General features: G+C 27.8%; 23 protein-coding genes, 1 pseudogene and 1 riboswitch. Of the genes and pseudogenes, 15 read left to right on the plus strand and 9 right to left on the minus strand.

Annotation, left to right across the window (positions count from 1 at the left end; translation table 11 throughout):
- Positions 1-192 precede the first annotated feature (192 nt).
- Both cobO and B2W91_RS00400 read right to left on the minus strand, forming a co-directional pair.
- On the minus strand, positions 193-702 hold the full coding sequence (gene cobO / locus B2W91_RS00395; protein ID WP_291578271.1) for a cob(I)yrinic acid a,c-diamide adenosyltransferase: 510 nt from the start codon (positions 700-702) through the stop codon (positions 193-195).
- A gap of 16 nt (positions 703-718) precedes the next feature.
- Positions 719-904, minus strand: a complete 186-nt coding sequence (locus B2W91_RS00400; RefSeq protein ID WP_291578273.1) for a DUF4177 domain-containing protein — start codon at positions 902-904, stop codon at positions 719-721.
- A 334-nt stretch (positions 905-1,238) separates the two neighbouring features.
- On the opposite strand from B2W91_RS00400, the gene B2W91_RS00405 reads away from it, so the two are divergent.
- Positions 1,239-1,472, plus strand: coding sequence for a hypothetical protein (locus tag B2W91_RS00405; RefSeq protein ID WP_291578274.1), 234 nt, complete (start codon positions 1,239-1,241; stop codon positions 1,470-1,472).
- A gap of 191 nt (positions 1,473-1,663) precedes the next feature.
- Here B2W91_RS00405 and B2W91_RS00410 read toward each other — a convergent pair whose 3' ends face one another.
- The 4 genes from B2W91_RS00410 to B2W91_RS00425 form a co-directional block, all read right to left on the minus strand.
- Entirely contained in the window at positions 1,664-2,722 is a 1,059-nt protein-coding gene (locus B2W91_RS00410) for an NAD(P)-dependent alcohol dehydrogenase (RefSeq protein WP_291578277.1), read from the minus strand.
- 227 nt (positions 2,723-2,949) lie between these two features.
- Positions 2,950-3,639, minus strand: coding sequence for a YjjG family noncanonical pyrimidine nucleotidase (locus B2W91_RS00415; RefSeq protein ID WP_291578279.1), 690 nt, complete (start codon positions 3,637-3,639; stop codon positions 2,950-2,952).
- Positions 3,640-3,905: 266 nt separating this feature from the next.
- Positions 3,906-4,370 carry a DMT family transporter gene (locus B2W91_RS00420; protein WP_291578280.1) on the minus strand — a complete coding sequence of 155 codons (465 nt, stop codon included), beginning with the start codon at positions 4,368-4,370 and terminating at the stop codon, positions 3,906-3,908.
- Positions 4,371-4,381: 11 nt separating this feature from the next.
- Positions 4,382-4,804 (minus strand): DMT family transporter, encoded by a 423-nt coding sequence (locus B2W91_RS00425; RefSeq protein WP_291578281.1) that lies wholly within the window; start codon positions 4,802-4,804, stop codon positions 4,382-4,384.
- 94 nt (positions 4,805-4,898) lie between these two features.
- Between B2W91_RS00425 and B2W91_RS00430 the strand changes: the two genes are divergently transcribed.
- Positions 4,899-5,588 (plus strand): Crp/Fnr family transcriptional regulator, encoded by a 690-nt coding sequence (locus B2W91_RS00430; RefSeq protein ID WP_291578282.1) that lies wholly within the window; start codon positions 4,899-4,901, stop codon positions 5,586-5,588.
- Between the two features lie 358 nt (positions 5,589-5,946).
- Here the strand turns inward: B2W91_RS00430 and B2W91_RS00435 are convergent, their stop codons facing one another.
- On the minus strand, positions 5,947-6,768 hold the full coding sequence (locus B2W91_RS00435; RefSeq protein WP_291578284.1) for a GNAT family N-acetyltransferase: 822 nt from the start codon (positions 6,766-6,768) through the stop codon (positions 5,947-5,949).
- A gap of 650 nt (positions 6,769-7,418) precedes the next feature.
- Between B2W91_RS00435 and B2W91_RS00440 the strand changes: the two genes are divergently transcribed.
- From B2W91_RS00440 to B2W91_RS00485, 10 genes are all read left to right on the plus strand, one after another.
- A complete protein-coding gene (locus B2W91_RS00440) occupies positions 7,419-8,255 on the plus strand; it encodes a class I SAM-dependent methyltransferase (protein WP_291578286.1) in 837 nt (278 codons plus the stop codon).
- Between the two features lie 700 nt (positions 8,256-8,955).
- Positions 8,956-9,864, plus strand: coding sequence for a helix-turn-helix transcriptional regulator (locus tag B2W91_RS00445; RefSeq protein ID WP_291578288.1), 909 nt, complete (start codon positions 8,956-8,958; stop codon positions 9,862-9,864).
- Positions 9,865-9,932: 68 nt separating this feature from the next.
- On the plus strand, positions 9,933-10,349 hold the full coding sequence (locus B2W91_RS00450; RefSeq protein ID WP_291578289.1) for a pyridoxamine 5'-phosphate oxidase family protein: 417 nt from the start codon (positions 9,933-9,935) through the stop codon (positions 10,347-10,349).
- A gap of 104 nt (positions 10,350-10,453) precedes the next feature.
- Positions 10,454-10,765 (plus strand): DUF3795 domain-containing protein, encoded by a 312-nt coding sequence (locus B2W91_RS00455; protein WP_291578290.1) that lies wholly within the window; start codon positions 10,454-10,456, stop codon positions 10,763-10,765.
- A 216-nt stretch (positions 10,766-10,981) separates the two neighbouring features.
- A complete protein-coding gene (locus B2W91_RS00460) occupies positions 10,982-11,713 on the plus strand; it encodes a class I SAM-dependent methyltransferase (protein ID WP_291578292.1) in 732 nt (243 codons plus the stop codon).
- Positions 11,714-11,867: 154 nt separating this feature from the next.
- Positions 11,868-12,434 carry an NUDIX hydrolase gene (locus B2W91_RS00465; protein WP_291578293.1) on the plus strand — a complete coding sequence of 189 codons (567 nt, stop codon included), beginning with the start codon at positions 11,868-11,870 and terminating at the stop codon, positions 12,432-12,434.
- 441 nt (positions 12,435-12,875) lie between these two features.
- Positions 12,876-13,700, plus strand: a complete 825-nt coding sequence (locus B2W91_RS00470) for a MerR family transcriptional regulator (protein WP_291578294.1) — start codon at positions 12,876-12,878, stop codon at positions 13,698-13,700.
- Positions 13,701-13,766: 66 nt separating this feature from the next.
- A complete protein-coding gene (locus tag B2W91_RS00475) occupies positions 13,767-15,128 on the plus strand; it encodes an MATE family efflux transporter (RefSeq protein ID WP_291578295.1) in 1,362 nt (453 codons plus the stop codon).
- A gap of 103 nt (positions 15,129-15,231) precedes the next feature.
- Positions 15,232-15,422, plus strand: a riboswitch (cobalamin riboswitch).
- Positions 15,423-15,692: 270 nt separating this feature from the next.
- Positions 15,693-16,931, plus strand: coding sequence for a nitrogenase component 1 (locus B2W91_RS00480; RefSeq protein ID WP_291578296.1), 1,239 nt, complete (start codon positions 15,693-15,695; stop codon positions 16,929-16,931).
- A gap of 271 nt (positions 16,932-17,202) precedes the next feature.
- Complete coding sequence (locus tag B2W91_RS00485; protein WP_291578298.1) at positions 17,203-17,604, plus strand: VOC family protein; 402 nt, start codon at positions 17,203-17,205, stop codon at positions 17,602-17,604.
- Positions 17,605-17,759: 155 nt separating this feature from the next.
- On the opposite strand, the pseudogene B2W91_RS00490 reads toward B2W91_RS00485, so the two are convergent.
- Both B2W91_RS00490 and B2W91_RS00495 read right to left on the minus strand, forming a co-directional pair.
- Positions 17,760-18,227, minus strand: a pseudogene (locus tag B2W91_RS00490) (HAD family hydrolase); the annotation flags it as partial.
- Between the two features lie 27 nt (positions 18,228-18,254).
- Positions 18,255-18,485 carry a hypothetical protein gene (locus B2W91_RS00495; RefSeq protein WP_291578300.1) on the minus strand — a complete coding sequence of 77 codons (231 nt, stop codon included), beginning with the start codon at positions 18,483-18,485 and terminating at the stop codon, positions 18,255-18,257.
- A gap of 189 nt (positions 18,486-18,674) precedes the next feature.
- Between B2W91_RS00495 and B2W91_RS00500 the strand changes: the two genes are divergently transcribed.
- The 3 genes from B2W91_RS00500 to B2W91_RS00510 all read left to right on the plus strand — a co-directional run.
- The gene (locus B2W91_RS00500; RefSeq protein WP_291578301.1) at positions 18,675-19,049 is read left to right on the plus strand and encodes a hypothetical protein; all 375 of its coding nucleotides are present in this window, start codon (positions 18,675-18,677) and stop codon (positions 19,047-19,049) included.
- A gap of 207 nt (positions 19,050-19,256) precedes the next feature.
- Positions 19,257-21,395 (plus strand): M1 family metallopeptidase, encoded by a 2,139-nt coding sequence (locus B2W91_RS00505; RefSeq protein WP_291578302.1) that lies wholly within the window; start codon positions 19,257-19,259, stop codon positions 21,393-21,395.
- Positions 21,396-21,607: 212 nt separating this feature from the next.
- A partial coding sequence (locus B2W91_RS00510) for a sigma-70 family RNA polymerase sigma factor (protein ID WP_291578303.1) occupies positions 21,608-21,964 on the plus strand: 357 nt, incomplete at its 3' end.

Raw genomic sequence — 21,964 nt, forward strand, 5'->3', positions numbered from 1 at the left:
CATGAAAGTCATAATATGACCTTCATGCCTAATTATAAAAATCTTGGTTTTATTACTTAATTTTTCTTTTCTTATAATAAAACAGTCTCCTATGATATTTTTAAGTATAAGTATTTTAATTAGGTATAAGCTGCTATTAGATTCTACCGAGTAACTAATTTAATTAAATTATAAATTCGCACTTATACAATTCTAACAATCTATACCCTTTCTTGATAAAACTCCTTTAGTATAGTAATGTTTAACTTCTTTCATCTCAGTTACTAAATCAGCTACAGCTATTAGTTCTTCAGGTGCATATCTACCAGTAATTATTATTTCACATTTCTCATCTTTATGGTTTAAAGTTTCTAGAATTTCTTCTATTGTTAAAAATTTAAAATACAAAGCTATGGTTATTTCATCGAAAATAACTAAATCATATTCTTCACTGGTTAGTATATCTTTCATTTTATTTAGACCAGCTTTAGCTAAATTTTTATCCCTTTCACTGGGGTTTCTATCTATTATACATCCATCTCCAAACTGTTCTATAGTTATATTAGAAAAATGTTTTTCTAAATTGGTTTCACTATATTTCATATCTTTAACAAATTGTCCTACATAGACTTTCCCACCATTAAATAATGTTCTTAGAGCAACCCCAAAGGCTGCTGTAGTTTTTCCCTTTCCATTTCCTGTATAGACATGTATATAACTCATGTGTATTCCTCCTATACTATTTAGTAATTTCTTTTTCAAATATTATTTCATAATCTGTAGGTTTTCCATGAGAATTATAATACATAGGAAGAACTTGTACTAATCTCCATCCATTTTTCGCATATTCATCTATGATTTTATGATGGTCAGCATCAGAAAAAAATCCTCCTAGTGTTGTTGGAACATATTTATATTCATACATAACTATTCCTCCATTAAATTATAATTTTTCTATTTTAACTTAATTATACTATATTCATGCAATTGAGAATTGACTATTGANNGAAATTATTTTTCTAAAAAAATAATTTCTTCATTAACTGTGCACTGTGAATTGTGCACTAATCTAAGTTGTGCCTTGTGAATTAATCTAAAAGTTGTGAATTAATATATTAAGCTGTTAATCTATGTTCAAATATACATTGGACTTTAAAGTAGTTTATCTATAAGAGGATTATCCTTATATATGAAGAATAAAGAAGATAAACATATAGATAATTATATGGAAAAATATGATGTTAGTGAGGAGAAATAAAATGAAGAAAAAAACAATGCCTATTTTAGTATTCATATTTAGTGTCGTTTCATTACTTATTTCAGTTAAATTATTTTGGAATATGGGCATATTTGTAGATGAATATAATTTAACTCCTGCGATTGTAAATGGGGGAGAATTTTGGCTTCTAATGGATTGGCTTAGATTGTTTTTATTATTTTTAGCAGCACTTATTTCAGGCATAAATATTTTTGGAAAGAGAAAAAAAGAATAGATTATATAAAAAAATTAGTAAATATCCTATTATTCAGGAACTGAGATAGGGTATTTTTATATTCTTTAAACTCATATTTTTTCATTGTTATTTTAAGAAATATTGAGGACAAGGTCTATGTTTACTGAAGAAAAATGAAAAAATAGCTATAGGGTGCTGATAGCACCCTATTATACAATTATTTTAATTTTTTAATCCCAATTAATAAATACAACAGGTTTAATTAAATCTGCTGGTTTCTTATCCATTATATGGAATGCTTCTTCAATTTTATCAAATCCATAATATCTATGAGTAATTAATTTAGTTGTATCAACACGGTTATATTGTACCATGTTAAGAAGTTTCTGAATTCTTAATGCACCGCCAGGGCAAAATCCACCGCGGATATCTTTATTACTCATGCCAAGTCCCCAAAGATAAGCAGGCATACTCAAGGTATCTTTTACATCGAAGAAATTTACATTGGCAATTATACCGCCTTCTTTTGTCATAGCAACAGCTTGAGCAAAGCTATCTTGATTTCCTCCAGCAATAATAACAGCGTCAACTCCACCTTTTACAAGTCCTAAAATCTGTTGAACAATGTCTCCTTCTTTATAGCTTATAACATCTGTTGCACCATATTCTTTTGCAATTTCAATACAGTCTGGCCTAGTACCTACAACAATAATTCTTCCAGCTCCTTTTAATTTAGCTCCAGCTACTGCCATAAGTCCAACAGGACCGATACCTAATACTACCACTGTATCTCCAAACCCAATTTCTGCAAGTTCTACACCGTGAAATCCTGTAGACATCATATCAACAGTCATAAGCGCTGCTTCTGGTGCCATGCCTTCAGGTAATAAAACTAAATTGGAATCTGCATTGTTTACATGAAAATATTCTGCAAAAACACCATCTTTAGAAGATAAAAACTTAAAGCTTCCCATTAATCCAGTATCATGAGCATTGTATTTTCCCTGTACACCTAAAGCGAGCCAATCAGGGGTACCAGCAGGAACAACTACAATATCTCCTACTTTAAAATGAGTAACCATACTACCTACTTCTACAATTTCTCCAATAGCTTCATGACCTAATATTAAATCTTTCTTTTCACTAGATCCACCATGTAAAACATGCACATCAGAAGAACAAGGAGCAACTGCGATAGGACGTAAAATTGCATCTAAAGGACCCGCTACAGGCTTTTCCTTTTCTAACCATCCTGGTTGATTTATTGATTTCATTCCAAAACCTTTCATAAAGTGCACCTCCTAAAATTGTATTTTATGTGTATAAGTAATTATCTGTTTTTTATATCAGATTATACCATATTTATATTAATAGCAATACAATTATAATAGTTTTTATATAAACAGATAGATGCATTTGTTTATTAGAAATGTTCATTTATAGTTATAATTATATAGAGATTAATAGAAGATTTATTTTCTACAGTATATTTTAAGTTTTAATTTGGATACCTCATTTATTCCCTAAGTATATCCCTAAGCTCCATTAAATTAGAAATTTCATAATTAGGTTTCATCTCTGTTTTATTTGTAATTTTATCAGGATTAAACCAACAGGTATCTATGCCAAAATTTATTCCGCCTTGTATATCAGAGGTTAAGCTATCTCCTACCATTAACACCTTACTTCTATCAATATATTTCATATTGTTTAAAGTCAGCTCAAATATTTTAGGATCTGGTTTTGATACTTTAACTTCCTCAGATATTACTATATCCTCGAAGTATTTTGCTATAGCAGATTTTCTTATTCTATTATCTTGAACTTCTGTAAGACCATTAGTTATTATAGAAAGTCTATAATTTTTATGTAAACTTTCTATAAGGACCGTACTATCATCATATAAGAAGGATGCAAAAGACAAATGCTTCATATATGATTTTGCAAATTCAACCTCATCAAAGTCAATATTTAATTTATCAGATAATCTTTTAAATCTTTCAATTTTCAATTCTTTTTGGGTAATAAGTCCATCCTCAAATTCTTTCCATATAGCTGCGTTTATATCACTGTATATTTTTAAATGATAATTTTCATCATATTCTATATTAAATTCAACCATAGTATTTTTAAAAGCATCTCTTTGGGATTTTCTAAAATCAAATAAAGTATCATCTGCATCAAATATTATAATCTCATATTTCATAATAAGCCTCCTCATATATATTAATTTAGATTTAATGTATAGATAAGATAACTGTAATTTTAAAGAATGCACAATTTAAAATTCATGATTCACAACTTCTCATATAAAGGAGAAGTATCAACAATTCTTCATTCTCAATCGTCAACCCTCCATTGTATAAAGGTGCAGTGTACATCGAAGCAATATCCATTGAAGTTAATGATTCTAATTGTAACATAGAAATTCTTTTATAAAAGAGCCTTAGAATATTGAATAATCCAATAGGTCTAAATATTTTTATTTAATTTAAGGTCTTTTTGTTTATACTTAGTATCAATTCTTGCATTAATTACAAGGCCTATAAGAAATAGTGCTCCTCCTATCACCTTACCTTGAGAAAAAATACCTAGGTATATATAATCTATAACAGCACTTGCAAGCATTTGACCTATAAAGCGAAGTATAACTATATATACTGCTGGTACTTTAGGAACTATAATGTTAAACATATAAGTTGTTAAAACTCCTATGAATCCCCCTAAAAAATAGGGGATGGGAATAGACTTTATAGAAGTGTAAGATGGCATAGAGTTTATCATGATGGCACATAATAAAATTGATGATATGGTAGCCATTAAATAGTTTATAATAACACCATTTATCATGCCTTCTTTTTGAGCAACTTTTCCATTTAACATCATACTTATAACTATTGTCACTCCAGTTAGGAATGATAAGAATATATATATCATATTACTCCTCCTTACATAGTAATCATAACTATTATTCCAAGCGAAATTATTGAAAATCCTAATATTTTTTCTTTCTTAAATTTATTAACTGGCATTCCAAACAATCCAAAGTGCTCTACCAAGCTAGACATTACAAGCTGTCCGAATAAAGTTATTCCTATAGTAAGAGTTAATCCTATTTTAGGGATAGATATATTGTTTAAAAGGATAGTTATAACACTTAATATACCCGGTAGAAAAAATATAAGCGGTAATTTCTTTAAATTTGAAAGCTTATTTTTCTTTATTATAGATATAATTATAATCAATATAAATCCTAATATATGAAATATTAAAGTACTCATATAAGGGCCTGTTATATTGGCTAGCATTCCGTTAAAAAAAATCATTATGGCAAGTATAACACCATTTATAAGTGCTAAGTTTTTATACATACATAAATTCCTCCTACACTTTACAATACTATATAAATAAATTACAATATTTCTATGAGCTTGAACATGACATATGTCATGTTGGGAGGATCTTATGAGAAGAATTTCAGACAATAATCTTTTGAATTATTACATTAATAAACATAATATGGAAAATATTTTTGATAAAGATATGTTGAAGTATGCACAACTCCATTTTTATGAAAAAGATGAATATATACTAGAAGCAGAATCTGAGCTTCAGTACTATTATTTACTTGTAGATGGAAAAATTAAAATTTCTTATCTTTTTGAAAATGGAAAATCTATGTTTTTAAAGTTTTATAAAGAATTTAATACCATAGGAGATTTAGAACTTTTAAAAAATATACCTATAAGGTGCAATATAGATGCAACAGAAGATACTTATTTGATAGCAATGCCTGCAGATATACTTAGGAAAAAATATTTAAACAATATAAAGTTTTTACACCATTTAATAGATTCTTTAAGTGAAAAACTTTATGCAACTATTAATAATAGCTCCTATAACTTTGTATATCCCCTTATAAATAGATTATCGAGCTATTTAGTTGAGCATATAACAGATAAAGAACAGATAATTTTAAGTTCATCTTTTATAGAAATTGCTCAATTTTTAGGAACAACCTATAGGCACTTAAACAGAACTTTTAAAGAGCTTGAAACAGAAGGAATTATAAAATGTGAGAATAAAACAATATATATATTAGATGAGAATAGACTTCGAGAACTATCTAAAAATTTGTATATAAAATCCCTATAATCTTAGAATGCTGTACAATGTATGATTATGTTAAGTAAGTATTTTACTGATTTACTATATAACATAGTATATTTAATTTGTGCAAAATGAAGAAATGTAATATAAAACATTATCATTTGGTGAGTAATGTGCTTTTGTAGTATGATAGCTTTCAAAGGGGTATATATCCTAATACTTATACGCTTAGAGGAAATAGTTTATAATAATGAAAGAGAATAGCGCTGCTATTCTCTTTTTAACTAACTCTAATTTTTATTTAAATAGTTTTAATGCAAGCTAGTGGTTTAATACTAATCTATATAGCTATATAGATATTTAGAAATACTATTCTTATTAAGTATTTCAGATAGTATAAACACTAAAGAAGCATACCAATTGAAGACTCTGTTTCTTTATAAAATTTATATCCTACACTACTATAAACTGACAATGCTCTTTTATTTGCACTCCAAACTTCTAATCTTGACTCTTTAACATCCAAATCTTTTAAATCTTTAAATGCTCTTATAAGTAGATTTTTACTAATGCCTCGTTTTCGCCATTCTTTTGAGACAAATAAATCATCTACCCAACCATATTTAGTGTTTAGTTCATCTTCTTTCACAACAATAACTATATTGCCTACAATTTCACCTTCATGTTTAGCTGCTATACTAAACCATTGATTTTTATTTCTCAATTTTTTTAAATCATCAACAGAATAACCCCAAGTAAATACTTTATTTTGTTTTTCCACCAGTTGCATTAACTCATCTTCATCTATAAACTGAAGTTTAGTAAAGTTAATACCATCAATATCTGGAATTTCAAAGCTATCCTCAGTTATCTCTTTTTTAATTACATGCATACCTTCATCATACTTAAAACCTTCTTTAGAAGAATAATATGCTATGTTTTCTTTGTTATCTGAAAAACAACAATGATAGACTCTTACATCAAGATCTTTATTTTTTTCTTTTATAGCACGTGAGCGCTTCATTATTTCATCAAAGATTTGATCTTTTAATTCAATCTTATTTATAACATCTGTCACCATAATATCAATATAAATATTTAATCTAGGCCTTTCATATAAATCTGACTCCATAAAAGGTGAAATAACAGCTTTTCCTACTAAATTATTATCTTTATCATAAGCCTCTAACATATCTTTTCTTTCGCTATCTTTAATTGCATACATAGAACGTCCCCCTATTTTTAGCTTTATTTTCTAGAATAGTTTTATCTTTGATAGATTACATTTATAAATCTATATAGCCCATGAGTACTCTAGAAAATTTTATATATTATACCATTTAAGGTGCTTATTTACAAGGTTTTATGTATACATCTTTATGTGAATAGTTGACTAAACTATATGATACTGAGTCAGTAAATAGAAAGAGTACTATATAAAAAATATATATATATTTACAAATGCTTCTAATTCATTTATAATGTAGCAAATATGTTAAATGCTATGACGGAGATAGTAAGTGTTTATTGAAAGTTACAGAGAGTCGGAAATGGTGCGAGCCGATACTAGTAGAAAAACATCTGAAAATCCCTCCTGAGTTGTAACCCGAAATCAATAGAATACCATATGGTATATCTATATATAGTAGGGGATGCCGGTTTCCTACCGTTAATAAGGACGCATATGTAGGTATGTCGTAATAGGTGGTATAACGAAATTTAGGCTTTCGTCCTGTTATAGGGACGAGAGTTTTTCTTTTTTGTACCACAAAAATCAAAAGTTACTTTAGGAGGTGATAGCTATGATTGGCGATGACATTAGCGATATTTTTTATATAGATACTGCAATAATTAATTATTTTAGGAGTGATAAATATGAAGTATAACCCAGAAATTCCAAGAGCCCGCTATGACAAAGCTGGAAATAGAGAGTGGGAGCGACTGGAAAAGGATAGATTAGGAGAACTAATATATCATGTACATCTTGATATATTAAAACGCTATATCTCTTGTTCGGATCATGTTATTGAACTAGGCGCAGGAGCAGGAAGATTCACAAAAGATATTGTGAATATGTCCAAGTCCTTAGTTACGTCTGATTTATCCCCAGTTCAAATTGAAATCAACAAAAGAAAAATGGAGGAGTTGGGGTTAGTTGATAAAGTTCAAGGTTTCAAAATTTTGGATATAACTAATTTGGAAGGCATCGCAGATAACACTTATGATGTTGTTGTATGTATTGGAGGACCTATTAACTATTTATTCGATAAGGAAGAAAATGCGATAAACGAAATGCTGAGAATACTTAAATCGCAGGGCAAGTTGATTCTTGGGTCAATGTCATTAATAGGTGCATTAGTGTACCATTTTGATGGGGTAATATATGAAAAAGGTATGTTCGGAATTGATGCGACAGAATGGCTATTTACCACTGGGATGCAAGATGAAGAGCATTATCCAGTAGAGAGTAAGCATTATGTACACATGCTGACAAGTAAGGAACTTGATGCTTTGTTCGAAGGAAAGCAGGTAAAGATTCTGGAAAAAAGTTCTGCAGGGTTATTTATGCATTCACAAGAAGAAACTTTATCCAAAGCAAAACAAGATAAAGAACTTTGGGAACTCCTTATAAGAAAAGAGATTGAATTTACTAAATTACCAGGGACGTTAGACTGCGGAATGAACATTATTTATGTAATCGAAAAGCTATAGGTATTTTATAATATCTACAACTGGAATGCTCTGAATAAACTGTTGATTTGTCAGAATATTCTTTTTAGTCCATAATACAAAATGAAGATAATTATGATTATCGTATTAAATGATGTAGTAATAATTCAATAAATAAGATTTAAAGATATTAATGTATATTTTAATACCGTATTACTTAATAGTAAGTTTTACGGTATTTTAATTCACAATTCATAATACAAAGTGCACAATTAAGGCGGAAATTATTTTTGATCAAAATAATTTCTTTAATAGATTTTTTAACTAGCAATACAATTGCTAGTTTTCCACCTCTGGGGAATTTAATCAATTGAGAATTGAAAATGGAAAATTGACAATTGTGGTAGAAATTAATTCTTACAAATTAATTTCTTTAAATAGATTTTTCAATAAAATTGACTGAGTCACTTTGAAAAGAAATAAACTAAGAACTTCTCTTATAAAAGAGAAGTATCAATAATTCTCCATTGTCAATCGTCAATTTTCAATTGTATAAGGGTTCCCCTGAGGTGCAGTATAGCTCAGAACAGGCTACATTTGCTAGTGTTTTATTGTAGATGCGAATAGTGCTCACCAGTTTTTTAAAATACGTTCTATAGTTTAAGATATATTTAATAATATATGGCGAACACTGTTCGCCGCTACGGTTATGCAGAAATATTATCAAAGGAGAAGTATCACAATGAAAATCGATCGATTACTAGGTATAATAACAGTCCTTTTAAATAATGATAAAGTAAAATCAAAGGATTTAGCTGAAAAATTTGAAGTATCAATACGTACCATATATAGGGATATAGAAGATTTATGTAAAGCAGGTATACCAATAGTTACATATCAAGGCGGCAATGGAGGTATTGGCATTTCAGAGGGATATGTGCTTGATAAAAATATGTTCACTATTGAGGAACTTGACAATATAATGATAGGCTTAAAAAGCATAGAAAGCATATCACATGATAGCAGTGTTAAGTTACTTCTAGAAAAGTTTATGCCAAAGGGAGAGGATATTATATCCATTAGTAATAACATGTTTATAGATTTATCTTCATTTTATAAAACAAGCCTTTCTCAGAAAATAAGTATATTAAGAAAAGCAATTTATGATAAAAGTGAAGTGAACTTTGAATATTTCTCCCCTAAGGGAATATCTAAAAGATGTATAGAACCTTATTTTATTACTTTTAAATGGGCTGCATGGTATGTTTTTGGTTATTGTAAATCACGTAAGGATTTTAGACTTTTTAAGCTTAATAGGATGAATTCTGTTAAAGAAAGTGATATGAAATTTATTATTCGCCATATTCCAACTGAACTAACTGAATTAGATAACTATTTTACTAAAGATGAAAAAGTTATCACTATGCTTATAGATCGATCTATTGAGTATGAAGTGGTTGAGAGTTATGGAGTTAATTCATATGAAATCACTGAAGATAATCGTATTAAGTTTGATTTGCATTATACTAATCATGATTTTGCCATGAAATTTATAATGGGACTAGGTGACAAGGTAGAAGTTTTATCACCTAGATACATAATAGATCAGCTAAAAGTATCTGCAGAAAATATTTTAAATAAGTATAAATGAACATGACATATAGTTGGCAAGTTCATTATGATATCATATAGAAAAAAGATAGAGAGGATGTTTTTTCTATGACAAAGGACTTACTTATAAAGGCTGAAAAGCTAATGGAGAGAGCAGAGGTGGCTACAATTTCATCTATTGATGAAGATGGCTATCCAAGAACTGCCACAATCTCAAATTTAAAGACAGAGGGAATAAATATTGCATGGTTTTCTACGGGGACAAGCTCCAATAAAACTAAGAATTTTCAAAGAAATTGTAAGGCTAGCATTTGTTATAATGTGGATCATAATAGCATTACATTAAATGGTTATATTACTATTGTAGAAGACAAAAATGTAAAGGGGGAACTTTGGCAAGAATGGTTTATAGAGCATTTCCCACTTGGAATTAATGATCCTGAATACTGCATATTAAAATTTGAAACAAACTATATTCAAGTTTGGATTGACAATATATTTGAAGATTTAAGATTTCTTAATTAGCAGTTTTAGAGATATTCATAGGAAAATTTTTAACAAGTTAAATAAAAATTTTATGACTTGTTTTATATAGAAGAAATTTTAAAAAATAAGAATGGGGATTATATATGGATAAGCAAATGATTGGAATGTGTGGTGCCTATTGTGGCGTATGTGAATGGAAAGAAAAAACAAACTGTACGGGCTGTCAAGACTGTGAAAGCAAACCTTTTTGGGGAGAGTGTTCAATTGCAAAATGCTCTATTAATAGTGGGTATAATCATTGTGGACATTGCTCACAGCTACCCTGTGAGAGGCTGCAAGAAGCTTTTAACAATAAAGAGCATGGAGATAATGGTGAACGGTTAATTAATTTAAAAAATTGGGCAAGTGGCAAAGAAACTTATCTAAAATTAAGGACACTAAATCCAGATAAATAGCAATTTAAATTGAAAGAAAATTATAAATAATTATACCATATTAACTAAATATATTGATGTATATTTAGCTAAATATGGTATAATTTTATTTAAAAGTAAATATAGGTTTTTATAAAAATAAGTGAAATTAGACTACTTCTAAGTGACTTAACATTTATTTATATTTTTGAAATTAGTAATTAATAGCAAAGGATTTTTTAGATGGGAAGTGTATTTATGATTAACTTTTACAATTTAGATTTTACAAACAAAACTATTCTTGAAGTTGGTACTGGAAGAGGGGGAACTACTTTAGAATTGGCAAGGATATTGCAAAATTTTAAAGGAGCAAAACTTATAACCACAGACATATATGATGGAAACTTTAAGAGAGTTCAGGATGAATTAAGGGGGTACAGGTTAGATATTGACTTTATAAAAACCGATGGATGTGAATTGAATGGAATTGATAAAAAATCAATAGATATGTTAGTTTGCAATTATACATTATGTGCCATAAATTCTAAAAGTGGAAGTGAGATTATAGCTTTAAACAAATTTAAAGAAGTTTTAAAATCAGATGGAATTATATATATAGAGGAAGAGTATCCGTTAAATATTGTAGAAAATAAAATGCAACAAGTTTGGGCAAGAAAATGGCAATTACTTAGAGCTGCTAATATGCTGTTAGGAGAATTACCTTATAATGAAATTAATCCTGAAATATTAGAAGAAATTTTACATAGTCAGGGTTTTAAAAATATACAATGGGAAAAGGAAACTTCTCAAATACTAGGAGAAGACTGCCTAGAATTCTTCAATTACAGATTTAATAATATATTAGGAAATTTAAATAATATGTCTCTTGTCGAGGGACTGAAAATGGAAAGAAAGGATTTAGAAGATTATGCAAAAAAAGCTGGAGGTATGGAAATACCTGCATATAGAATTATAGCAACAAAGGCTTAAAAAATAATTTAATTAATAGGCGATTAGATTTAATATAATTTTGTGTTTTAATGGAAAATTTATATAGATAAACTACCTTGAGATTTAATGCATACTTAAGGGGTGGCTTATCTATAGCTTTTACGTTGTACATAATTTTGGAGGTATAGAGAGGATGGATTTTGTAGAAGAAATCGTTAAGTTCATACCAGATAACGAGCAGGAATATAACGACAAAAAGATAATTTTAGATTATATTGACCAATATAGAGATAATGTTTTGCTAAGGGAAAATGAGATTGCACATATTACAAGCTCAGGATTTATAATGAATGAGTCATTAGATAAAGTGTTAATGATTCACCATAATATTCGCGGCGTATGGGCATGGACAGGTGGACATGCTGATGGTGATTCAGATTTATTACATGTAGCTATTAAGGAAGCAAAAGAAGAAACCGGTGTATTAAATATAGCCCCTCTATCTAAAAAAATTGCATCTGTTGATATTCTCCCAGTCTTTGGTCATAATAAGAGAGGAAAATATGTGAGTTCTCACTTGCATTTATCAATAGCATATATACTTATATGTAATGAAGTTGAGAAATTGGTAGTAAAGCCAGACGAGAACACTGATGTGGCATGGTTTGAAACCAAAATGTTTACAGTTGAACATTTTGATGCACATGATGTTTATTTATATGGTAAACTTATAAAAAGAGCAAAACAATACATTAAATAATATAAGTGTTGTTCATTATATGTTTTTAAGTTAGTGCAATATAATGTTTAAAGGTCTTGTCTATTTTTATGACGAGGCTCTTTTTATTCTATAGGAAATTATAAGAAGTTAAATCTAAGGATAACTTTAAGCAATACACAAACTTAAATAATGCACAATGCACAGGTCACAATTCACAATTAAGGTGGAAATTATTTTTTAGGAAAAATAATTTCTTTGAAGAAATTTTTTGACCCGCAATGTAATTGCTAGTTATGTGGCGAACACTATTCGCCGCTACAAGATCAATTCAAAATTTCTCAGCGATAACTGAGAAATATCTATAATTGTGCATTGTGAATTATAAAAAGGAGTTCAACGAACTCTTTTTATATAAGAATCTTTAACTTATTATTTTAAATACTAACATTAAATAAAAATATTCTGAAAGGAAGGGTGCTTGTGAGAAATAAGGTTTTAATAGGTGAGATGGCTAAACTTCATAATATATCCGCACAAACCCTAAGATATTATGATAAAATAGGTCTTTTTAAACCTCAACATATAGATTATGAAAATAAATATAGATACTACGACATCGAGCAGTTTGCTGCCTTAGATTCAATACTATTCTTTAAAAAGCTAGGGGTTCCATTAGAGGAAATTAAAGATTATTTCCATGATAGAGATTTAAATTCTATGATCGGGTTGTTAAAACATCAGGAAAAAATGATAATAACAGAAATAGAAACCCTTAATAAACATTTAAATAGTATAAGAAGTAGGGTAGAGCTAATCGAAAGTTATCAAAATAATGACAGTGCTTATAAATGCTCTATTAGAGAGCTAAAATCTAGAAAAATAGTGTATTTTAATTTAGAGCATAATATTGACACTATAGACTTTGAGTACGGTTTGAAAGAACTATATAAAATGCTTAAAGATGATCTTTCACTCTTTAATGGAGTAATAGCATGTATTACGTCAAAGGAAGATATAGAGGAAGGTAACTATAATCATTGTAAAACCGTAGGATTAATATTTGAGGAAGATATAATAAATGGAGAGAACCTAAATATTTTACCTAAAGGTAAATATGCCACTATTGCATATAATGGAGATAATGATGAATGTGGAAAATATTATGAAGAATTGATGAGATATATAAAAGATAATAAATTAGAAGTTATAGGTGACGGTATAGTAATAACTATAATAGATAGTGCTTTTTCCGATTATAAAGATGAATATATAAAAGAAATACAAATTCCTATTAAAAGCTCTTGACATTATAGCTACTATAACCTTTAAAATAACTTTTAGCTGCAATTTTATTTTAAGGGAGGTAATAATATGAGCAAGAGGACAGATTTATTAAATGATGATATAAAAAAGATATTTATTAAATATTTGATTCCAAGTATTGCTGGTATGCTTGGTATATCTTTAAATATACTTTTTGATACTATATTTATTGGTCGTGGAGTAGGAAGTGAAGGATTAGCAGCTCTTAGTATTGCTATTCCTATGTATAATGTATTAGGTGCTGTGGGGCTTTTATTAGGAATTGGAGGAGCTACAGCAGCTTCTGTATCTATGGGACAGAAAGAATATGATAAGGTCAATGAAATATTTACAACTTCCATCATAATAAGTATATTTTTAGGAGTTTTATTCACTGTTTTTGGTGTAGTATTCATTGATAAATTATGTTATTTTTTAGGAGCTACAGAAGAAATTTTTTCACTAGTTAAAGATTATTTAGGAATATTAATGATATTTAGTTCTGCATTTATATTGTCTCAAGTGCTGGCAGTGTTTGTTCGTAATGATAGAAATCCAAAGCTTGCTATGTGGAGTGTGCTAATAGGTAATCTTTCAAATGTGGTGCTAGATTATATATTTATAATGAAATTAGGATGGGGAATGAAAGGCGCAATAACAGCTACAGTTTGTTCTCCTACAATAACTTTACTTTTATTAAGTCTTCACTTTATAAAAGGTAACAATACTTTAAAAGCAAAAATTAATAAATTTAAATTAAATGTTCATACCATAACTAGAATATTTAAAAATGGTACACCGAGTTTTATAATGGAAATGTCAAATGCAATGATAATATTTGCTTTTAATAATGTTATTTGGAGATTAGTAGGCTCTATAGGGGTTTCTGCCTATAGTATAATAGCTAATATTTCATTAATTTGTTCAGCTATATTTTATGGCATATCACAAGCAATACAGCCAATAATAAGTATAAATTATGGTGCTGGAAAAGAAAAAAGAGTTTATAAATCTTTAAAATTAGCTATTATAACAGCAGGAATATTTGGAATAATATTTTATTCTATAGGTTTAATTTTCCCTGAACTCATAGTTTCTTTATTTAATAATGAAAATGCCGAATTAATGACTATGACTGCAATAGGTATAAAGCTTTATTTCACAGCTTTCATATTTATGGGATGTAATATTTCTATGGCTTCTTATTTCCAATCAATTGAAAATGCCAGAGCATCATCTATAGTTTCTATTAGTAGAGGTGTTGTATTTATTTTAATAGGACTTATGATATTACCTAAGTTTTTGGGAATTAATGGTGTATGGTTAACAGTGGCTTTTGCTGAAAGCATAAGTTTAATAGTAGCATTCGTATGTTTTAAGAAATTCAAAAAAAGTTATACATTAAAACAAGTAGAAGTAGTAGCAAAATAAAGTACTAGATTTATCTAGTACCTTATTTTCAAAATATAGAAAATTATTATAGTTTACTACTTGAAAAATATTTTGAATTATGATAACATTTTAAATGTTGAAAAGTTAATAGAATAGATTAGGTTCAATTAAAATATTTTAATTGATTAAAAGGGAAGTTGGGTGTAAATCCCACGCGATCCCGTCGCTGTAAGAGAGGAGTTTTCCTAGATATGCCACTGAACTTTTGTTCGGGAAGGTTAGGAAAGTATTGATTCTTTAGCCAGAAGACCTGCCTATATCTAAGCACAGTTAAGCTACGAGAGATGGTGAGTGTTATTTTGGAATTATTAAATATATGTAATTAGCGTATGTTTGTATTGGCATGTAACTTCTTAATCATTGTGGTTGAGAAGTTTTTTTATTTATATTTTAAAATCACAAATTTAAAGCTTTATTAAATATAGCATTGATTAAGTTTAAAATTATAAAAATATTTGTGATTTAATTAATAAATATAAATTTATCTTTAGTAGTAACTTTCTTAAGATAGAAAGAATCATAAATTTGCAAAGGGGGATAGACATGAATAATAGTTTTTTGCCATTACCTAACTTTAGAATGGGTTTTTTATGGACACTTTTAAACATTAAAAATAGCACAATTGTAGAGTATGGAGCTATAAGTACAGCCAATTGTTTAAATTCCATGTATGAAAAATTTAATGTTGATAGAGAAGGAGAAGTTCATTGCTGCCAATTAGATGAATCTCAAATTATTTCTGGAGACATAAAACCGCTTAAAAAAGAAATTTTAGAAATATATGATGATAGAAAACCTGAAATTATTTTCGTAGCTCCATCAACTTTATGTTCAATCATTGGATTTGATGGCGAAGATTCTCTTCTTAAGATGGATGGTGAACTAGAAGGAAAAGTTATTCCCCTATATTTTGGAAAGACAAAAGGAGACTTCTCTTTAGGAGTAAGAGAAGCACTAAAAATGCTCTGTGATAAAATTGTAGAACCTCCTAAGGAGAAAAAGTATATGACTTATAACATAATTGGGTTTACTCCAGATTACTATAATTTTAATAGTGATTTATTAGAAATAGAAGAAATTATGTTACAGGGCTTTGGAATGAAAATACACACAATATTTACAAACGGAAGTTCCATAGAAAAAATAAAAAAAGCTTCTGAAGCAAGCTTTAACATAGTTGTAAGATCTGAAGGAATAGATGCTTCAAAGATACTAAAGAGAAAGTATAATATGGAATATATAACTCCATGCCTTTATGGAACTAGTGGGACTGTAGATTTTATTAATTCTATAGAAAAGTTAACAGGAATAAAGTGTAACAGTGATTATTTAGAAAGAAGCAAGATCAAATGTAGAGAAGCTCTTGTAAGATTTAAACATCATACAAGAAATGTAATAAATAATACGAAGTGTTTAGTTACTGGTTATTACGATGTTGTAAATGGAATGAGTAGATTTGTAGAAGAAGAATTAGGTCTTGAAGTAGAGTCTGTAGTAATAAATCACAATTTAAAAGGTGAGTACATGAAGCTTAATGAGAAAATAGAAAGAAAGCTGTATGTGAACCCTACAGAAAGTAAAAAAGATGAACTAATAAATAGTAAGACTAATCTGCTATTAGGGGATGGAGAATTTATTTACAGTTTAAATGAAGAAGCCTCAAAAATACAAATCAGTGGTCCAAATGTGAAAAAAATACTTATATATGATAGAAAGCCATTGGTTGGTTTTAATGGAATGAGATTTATAATGGAAGAAATATTGCAAGGAATAATCTCATAAAAATTATTTTAATTAAAAGCTAATAATCTTTAACATTATCATAGATATTAAGCGTGACTTAGTATGTTGACGACTAAGTCACAATTAGTATTCCCTTCTGATACAATAAAAAAATTTTTTCCCGTGGGTAACCACGGTTTTTTTCTTTATTAAATTTATTTAAGTTTTTTATTATATGTAATAATTTTAATTATTTTAACTTATAGTAATATCCTATATAATTTAATAAAGGATTCTCTTTTTAAATTAGACATATAAAGGGGAATATATTATGAGCATAAAGATGATGCATCATGTTTGCATTCAAACAGAAAAATATAAAGAATCACTTGAATTTTACACTAAAATTTTAGGTTTTGAATTAATTCAAGAAACAGCAAATTTTCATAGCAGAGATTTTAATACTTGGTTGAGATTAGGAACATTTATGATTGAATTGCAAACTGGTAAAAAGGGAGAAAAGTTAAATAGCTGGAGTTCATTAAATGAAGGAATAGTACATATGTGCTTTTTAGTCGAGGATGTTCAAAAAGAATTTGATAGAATAAAAAAATTAGGTTATAACAATTTCAAGATTAAAAATGGAAAAGAAATTTATAAAGTTGAAGATGGATATTTATTTAAAATTAAAGCACCGGAAGGTACTGAAATTGAAATAAGAGACATGTATTAAAGAATTCACAATGCACAGTGCACAATTATGGTTGAAATTATTTTTAATCAAAATAATTTCTTTAATGTATTTTTGACTAGCAATGTAATTGCTAGTCATTGTAGGGGCGAACACTGTTCGCCGCTACAGTTAATCAATTCTTAATCGAGAATTGATTATATAAATTCATTTATTTCATGTAAATTAGAAATTATAATATGTGGTTTTATTTTTGTAGGATTTTTAACTTGATTTTTGTTTAACCATGCAGTTTTCATACCTAGGTCTAAAGCTGGCTTAATATCACATTTTAAATTATCACCTACCATAAGACAATCTTTTCCACATACATTCATTTTTTCTAAGGCTTTTTTAAATATTTCTTCTCGCGGTTTGCATAGTTTTAGAGAATAGCTGAAGGTAAAATCATCAATTAGCTCATATAAATTTGAAATTTTAAAACAATCAATCATAACTTCATCGTAATAACAAGTATTAGAAATTACTCCTATTTTATATCCTTTTTCTTTTATTTTATTTAGGGTTTTATAAAGATCTTCTTCGAAGTGCAGTTGTTTTTTATATTCACCATAAAATACATGGATTGCTTCAATACATTGATTAATTGTAAGATATACATCATAATCTTTAAGAAATTCATTTAGAAATGTTTAAATAGGATATTCTATAAGATATTTTTTTCTTGAATCCATAATACTCATCCATTTATCATAAAATCCTTTTTTAACATTTTCAAAACTTATTTCAGAGTGAAATTGATTTAAATATTTGGTTAACTTATGAAGTCCAATCATATCTTTTTCTTCATCAGAATCACCATAATGAAAATGTAAAAGAGTATTTCCCATATCAAAATATATAGTTTTAACATTATTAAACATAAAAATTCTCCTATACCTATATAATCATTATTATAATAATATCATAATAGACATTAAATAGATTTAAAAACAAGTGATTTATGTTATTCATATTAAATAATATTCATCTTCAATATTTAATTAAGAATAATATTTTATTAATAGCAAAAGATAACTTTGTATAAAGTATATAAGGAGGAATTTTAAATTATGAAGATGAAGAACATAATAATATCAGCTTTAGTTGCTCTTTTTATTGTTTCTATAGGTGTTCCTGTAATGGCTAGAGAAAAACATAGAGGACCAATATTTATGGGTGAAGTTTTAGAAGTTAATAAAGATAATCAAGGAAATACTATGGTATTAGCACAAGGATACATAAAAGGACAGAAGGTCTATAAAGAAAAATTAGTAGCTGTAGTTGGACCAGATACTAAAATTTTAGACTGTGAGGGCAGAGAAGTTAAAGAAGGCAATTTTGCAAAAGGTGATGTTGTATTTATTAGATTAAGTGAGGTAATGACTAACTCAATTCCACCTCAATCTCCAGCATTAAAAATTCAATCCTGCAAACCAGTTAATTAATGCAATCTTTATGATTTGTTAAAGTTAAATAATTATAAGTTTATAAATGATGAATGTATTTGTAGATAATCAAAGCATTCATCATTTTTTATTTAAATTACGAAATTATTACATTTATTATATATATATGAATTATATGAATAATTATTTAAAATGTGGTATCATATACATAATAAGTAAAAAAATAATAAATGGAGATGATTACAATTGGTTGATAAGAAAAAGTACAAACAAATTTTAAGCAGCATTTTAGTATTAGCAATGCTGTTATCTTTTAATTCAACTATGGTATTTGCAGAGACATCATTACAAGTATCTAATGATAATTCAGAGATTTCTGTAACTAATGCTGAAAATAATTTAACTCAATATGATATTAATGTTAAATTTGATGAACCTAATAAAACTTTCACAGCTACTGAAAGCATAAAATTTACTAATACTTATGAAAAAGATCTTAAATCACTAGTATTTCACCTATATGCTGATTCTTATGGAAGTGTAGAAACAATGCCAGGTGTGGGGATACAAAAGGAAAAGCTTGAGAAAGAAGAAATTGGTGATATAAATATAACTAAAGTTACTATTGGGAACAAGGAAATGAAATTTACTCAAGATAATCAAATCTTAAAAATTATACCTACAGTAGCTATAAAGCCAAATGAAGTGGTAGATATAAAAATAAATTTTACACTTAAATTACCAATGAGCCAAAATAGATTAGGATATTATAATAATGTTTATTCTGTTACAAACTGGTATCCTATAATATCTATTTACGATGTTGAAACTGACACTTGGGATGAAAATCCTTTCCATCCTGTAGGAGAGTCAAACTATAGTGATATAGCAAATTATAAGGCTTCTATAAATGTACCAGGTAATATGGAACTAGCTTCTACTGGTATAACTAATTCAAGTGAAAATGAAAAAGATGGTACTAAGACCTATGATATTATAGCTGAAAAAGTTAGAGATTTTGTATTTATTATGAGTCCAGATTTTAAGATTTTAACAAAAAAGGTTGATGATATAACAGTAAACAGTTTTTATCTTTATGATGGAAAGAAGGAGACTACAGAAAGAGCAGAAGAACTATTAGACTTAACTGTAGATGCAATAAAGTTCTTTGGAGAAAATTTTGGCAAATATCCATATAAGGAGTTTGATGCTGTTGAAACCTATGTACAAGGTTTTGCTATGGAGTATCCTCAATTAATTCAAATGGGGAAATATTATCCTAGATATAATGATAAAATTACTTTTACAGAAGGATCAACTGTTCATGAAGTAGCACATCAATGGTGGTATGTAACTGTAGGTAACAATGAATTTAAAAATCCTTTTTTAGATGAATCATTAACAGCTTTTTCTACTGCATATTATTTTGAAAAAACTCAAGGTAAATATTCACAATATGGTGTGGCACTTAGATTAAGAAATGAGATGAAAGATATCTCAAGTCCGATAAATTCATCTGTTGCTGAGATGAATCCAGAAGAATGGGGAAGCATTGTTTATATCATGGGTGCGTTAGTATTTGAGGATCTTAGACAAACACTAGGTGAAGAGAAGCTCTTAGAAATAATAAGAACTTATTATAGTGAAAATGCATTAAAAAATGCTACTTTAGATTCACTTTTAGATGTAATTGAAAGGATTGGTGGAAAAGAGTCCAAAGAAAGAGTGCTATCAAATATTAATTCTAAAGATTTCTATCCAGAAAATCTTAAATTAAATGAAAATGAATTAGCTGAAATTAGAGAAATAAGAAAAGAAGAAAGCAAAGAAGGAAGAGAGAGAGTTAAAGAATATATTAATTACTTAAGAAAAGAAGGAAAAGATAATGTTGGAGCATTTTTCGTACAAGCTTTAGATAATTATGATGTATATTTAGTAAAGCCTTCAAAAGCAAATATAGCTAAAGAAGATATTAATAAATTTAATTCAATGATAAATACAGTTAAAATGAACTTAGAAAATAACTTTGAATTAAATGTTATAGTTAAAGAAGATAAAGATATTACAGAAAATGAGCTTAAAGAAAAGAGCTTAATATTTATTGGAGATAATAATGAAAACACAGCACTTAACTCTCTTATAGACAAGCTCCCTATAGATTTTTCACAAGAAGAAATTAAATTCAATGATGCTACTATAAAAAATAAAAACATATCAGGAATGTTAGTTGGGAACACTTCAAAAAATAAGAACAACAATATTTTAATTCTTTTAGGAATGGATAAACTTGAAAGTTTTAATTTATTAAATATTCCTGATTTATATAGCAAACAATTTATTTTAAACTTTAATGATAAAACTTTAAAAGGAAATTATGATAAATAAAATTTAAAGATGAAGATATGTATTTTCTATAATGTTATTAGAGGATACATATCTTTATTTTATTCTAGCTTAAGAAGTTTTCATCAAAATGTGGAAAGAGAAAAATAATTTATCGCTATTATGTAAAAAATAAGTTAAATAAAACTTTGAACTTTTTAATGATGAAAACAGTTATATAATGTAGGGAAAGATAAGAGAAAGGAGGTTTCATTTTGAATGATGAAAAGCTGATAAAAGAAGCCCAAGATGGAAATAAAAGTGCATTAAATACATTAATTTTAAATAACTATGATATTTTATCAGGATATATTTTGAAGATGACAGGAAATGCTGATGAAGCCTCTGATATTATAAATGACACCGTAGTAAAGGTTGCATTGAACATAAAAAAATATAAACCTACCGGAAAGTTCTCTACTTGGATGATCACTATTGCAACAAATATTTATAGAGACAGTTTAAAGAAGAAAAAAAGATTTGTGTCTATTGAAAATTATGAGGAAATCTCAAAAGTAGATATAGAAGAGGAAATTATAACTAAATTGAATTATGAAAATATATTAATGTTA

Source organism: Clostridium sp. UBA6640, from assembly GCF_002455975.1.
Taxonomy (GTDB): Bacteria; Bacillota; Clostridia; order Clostridiales; family Clostridiaceae; genus Clostridium_J.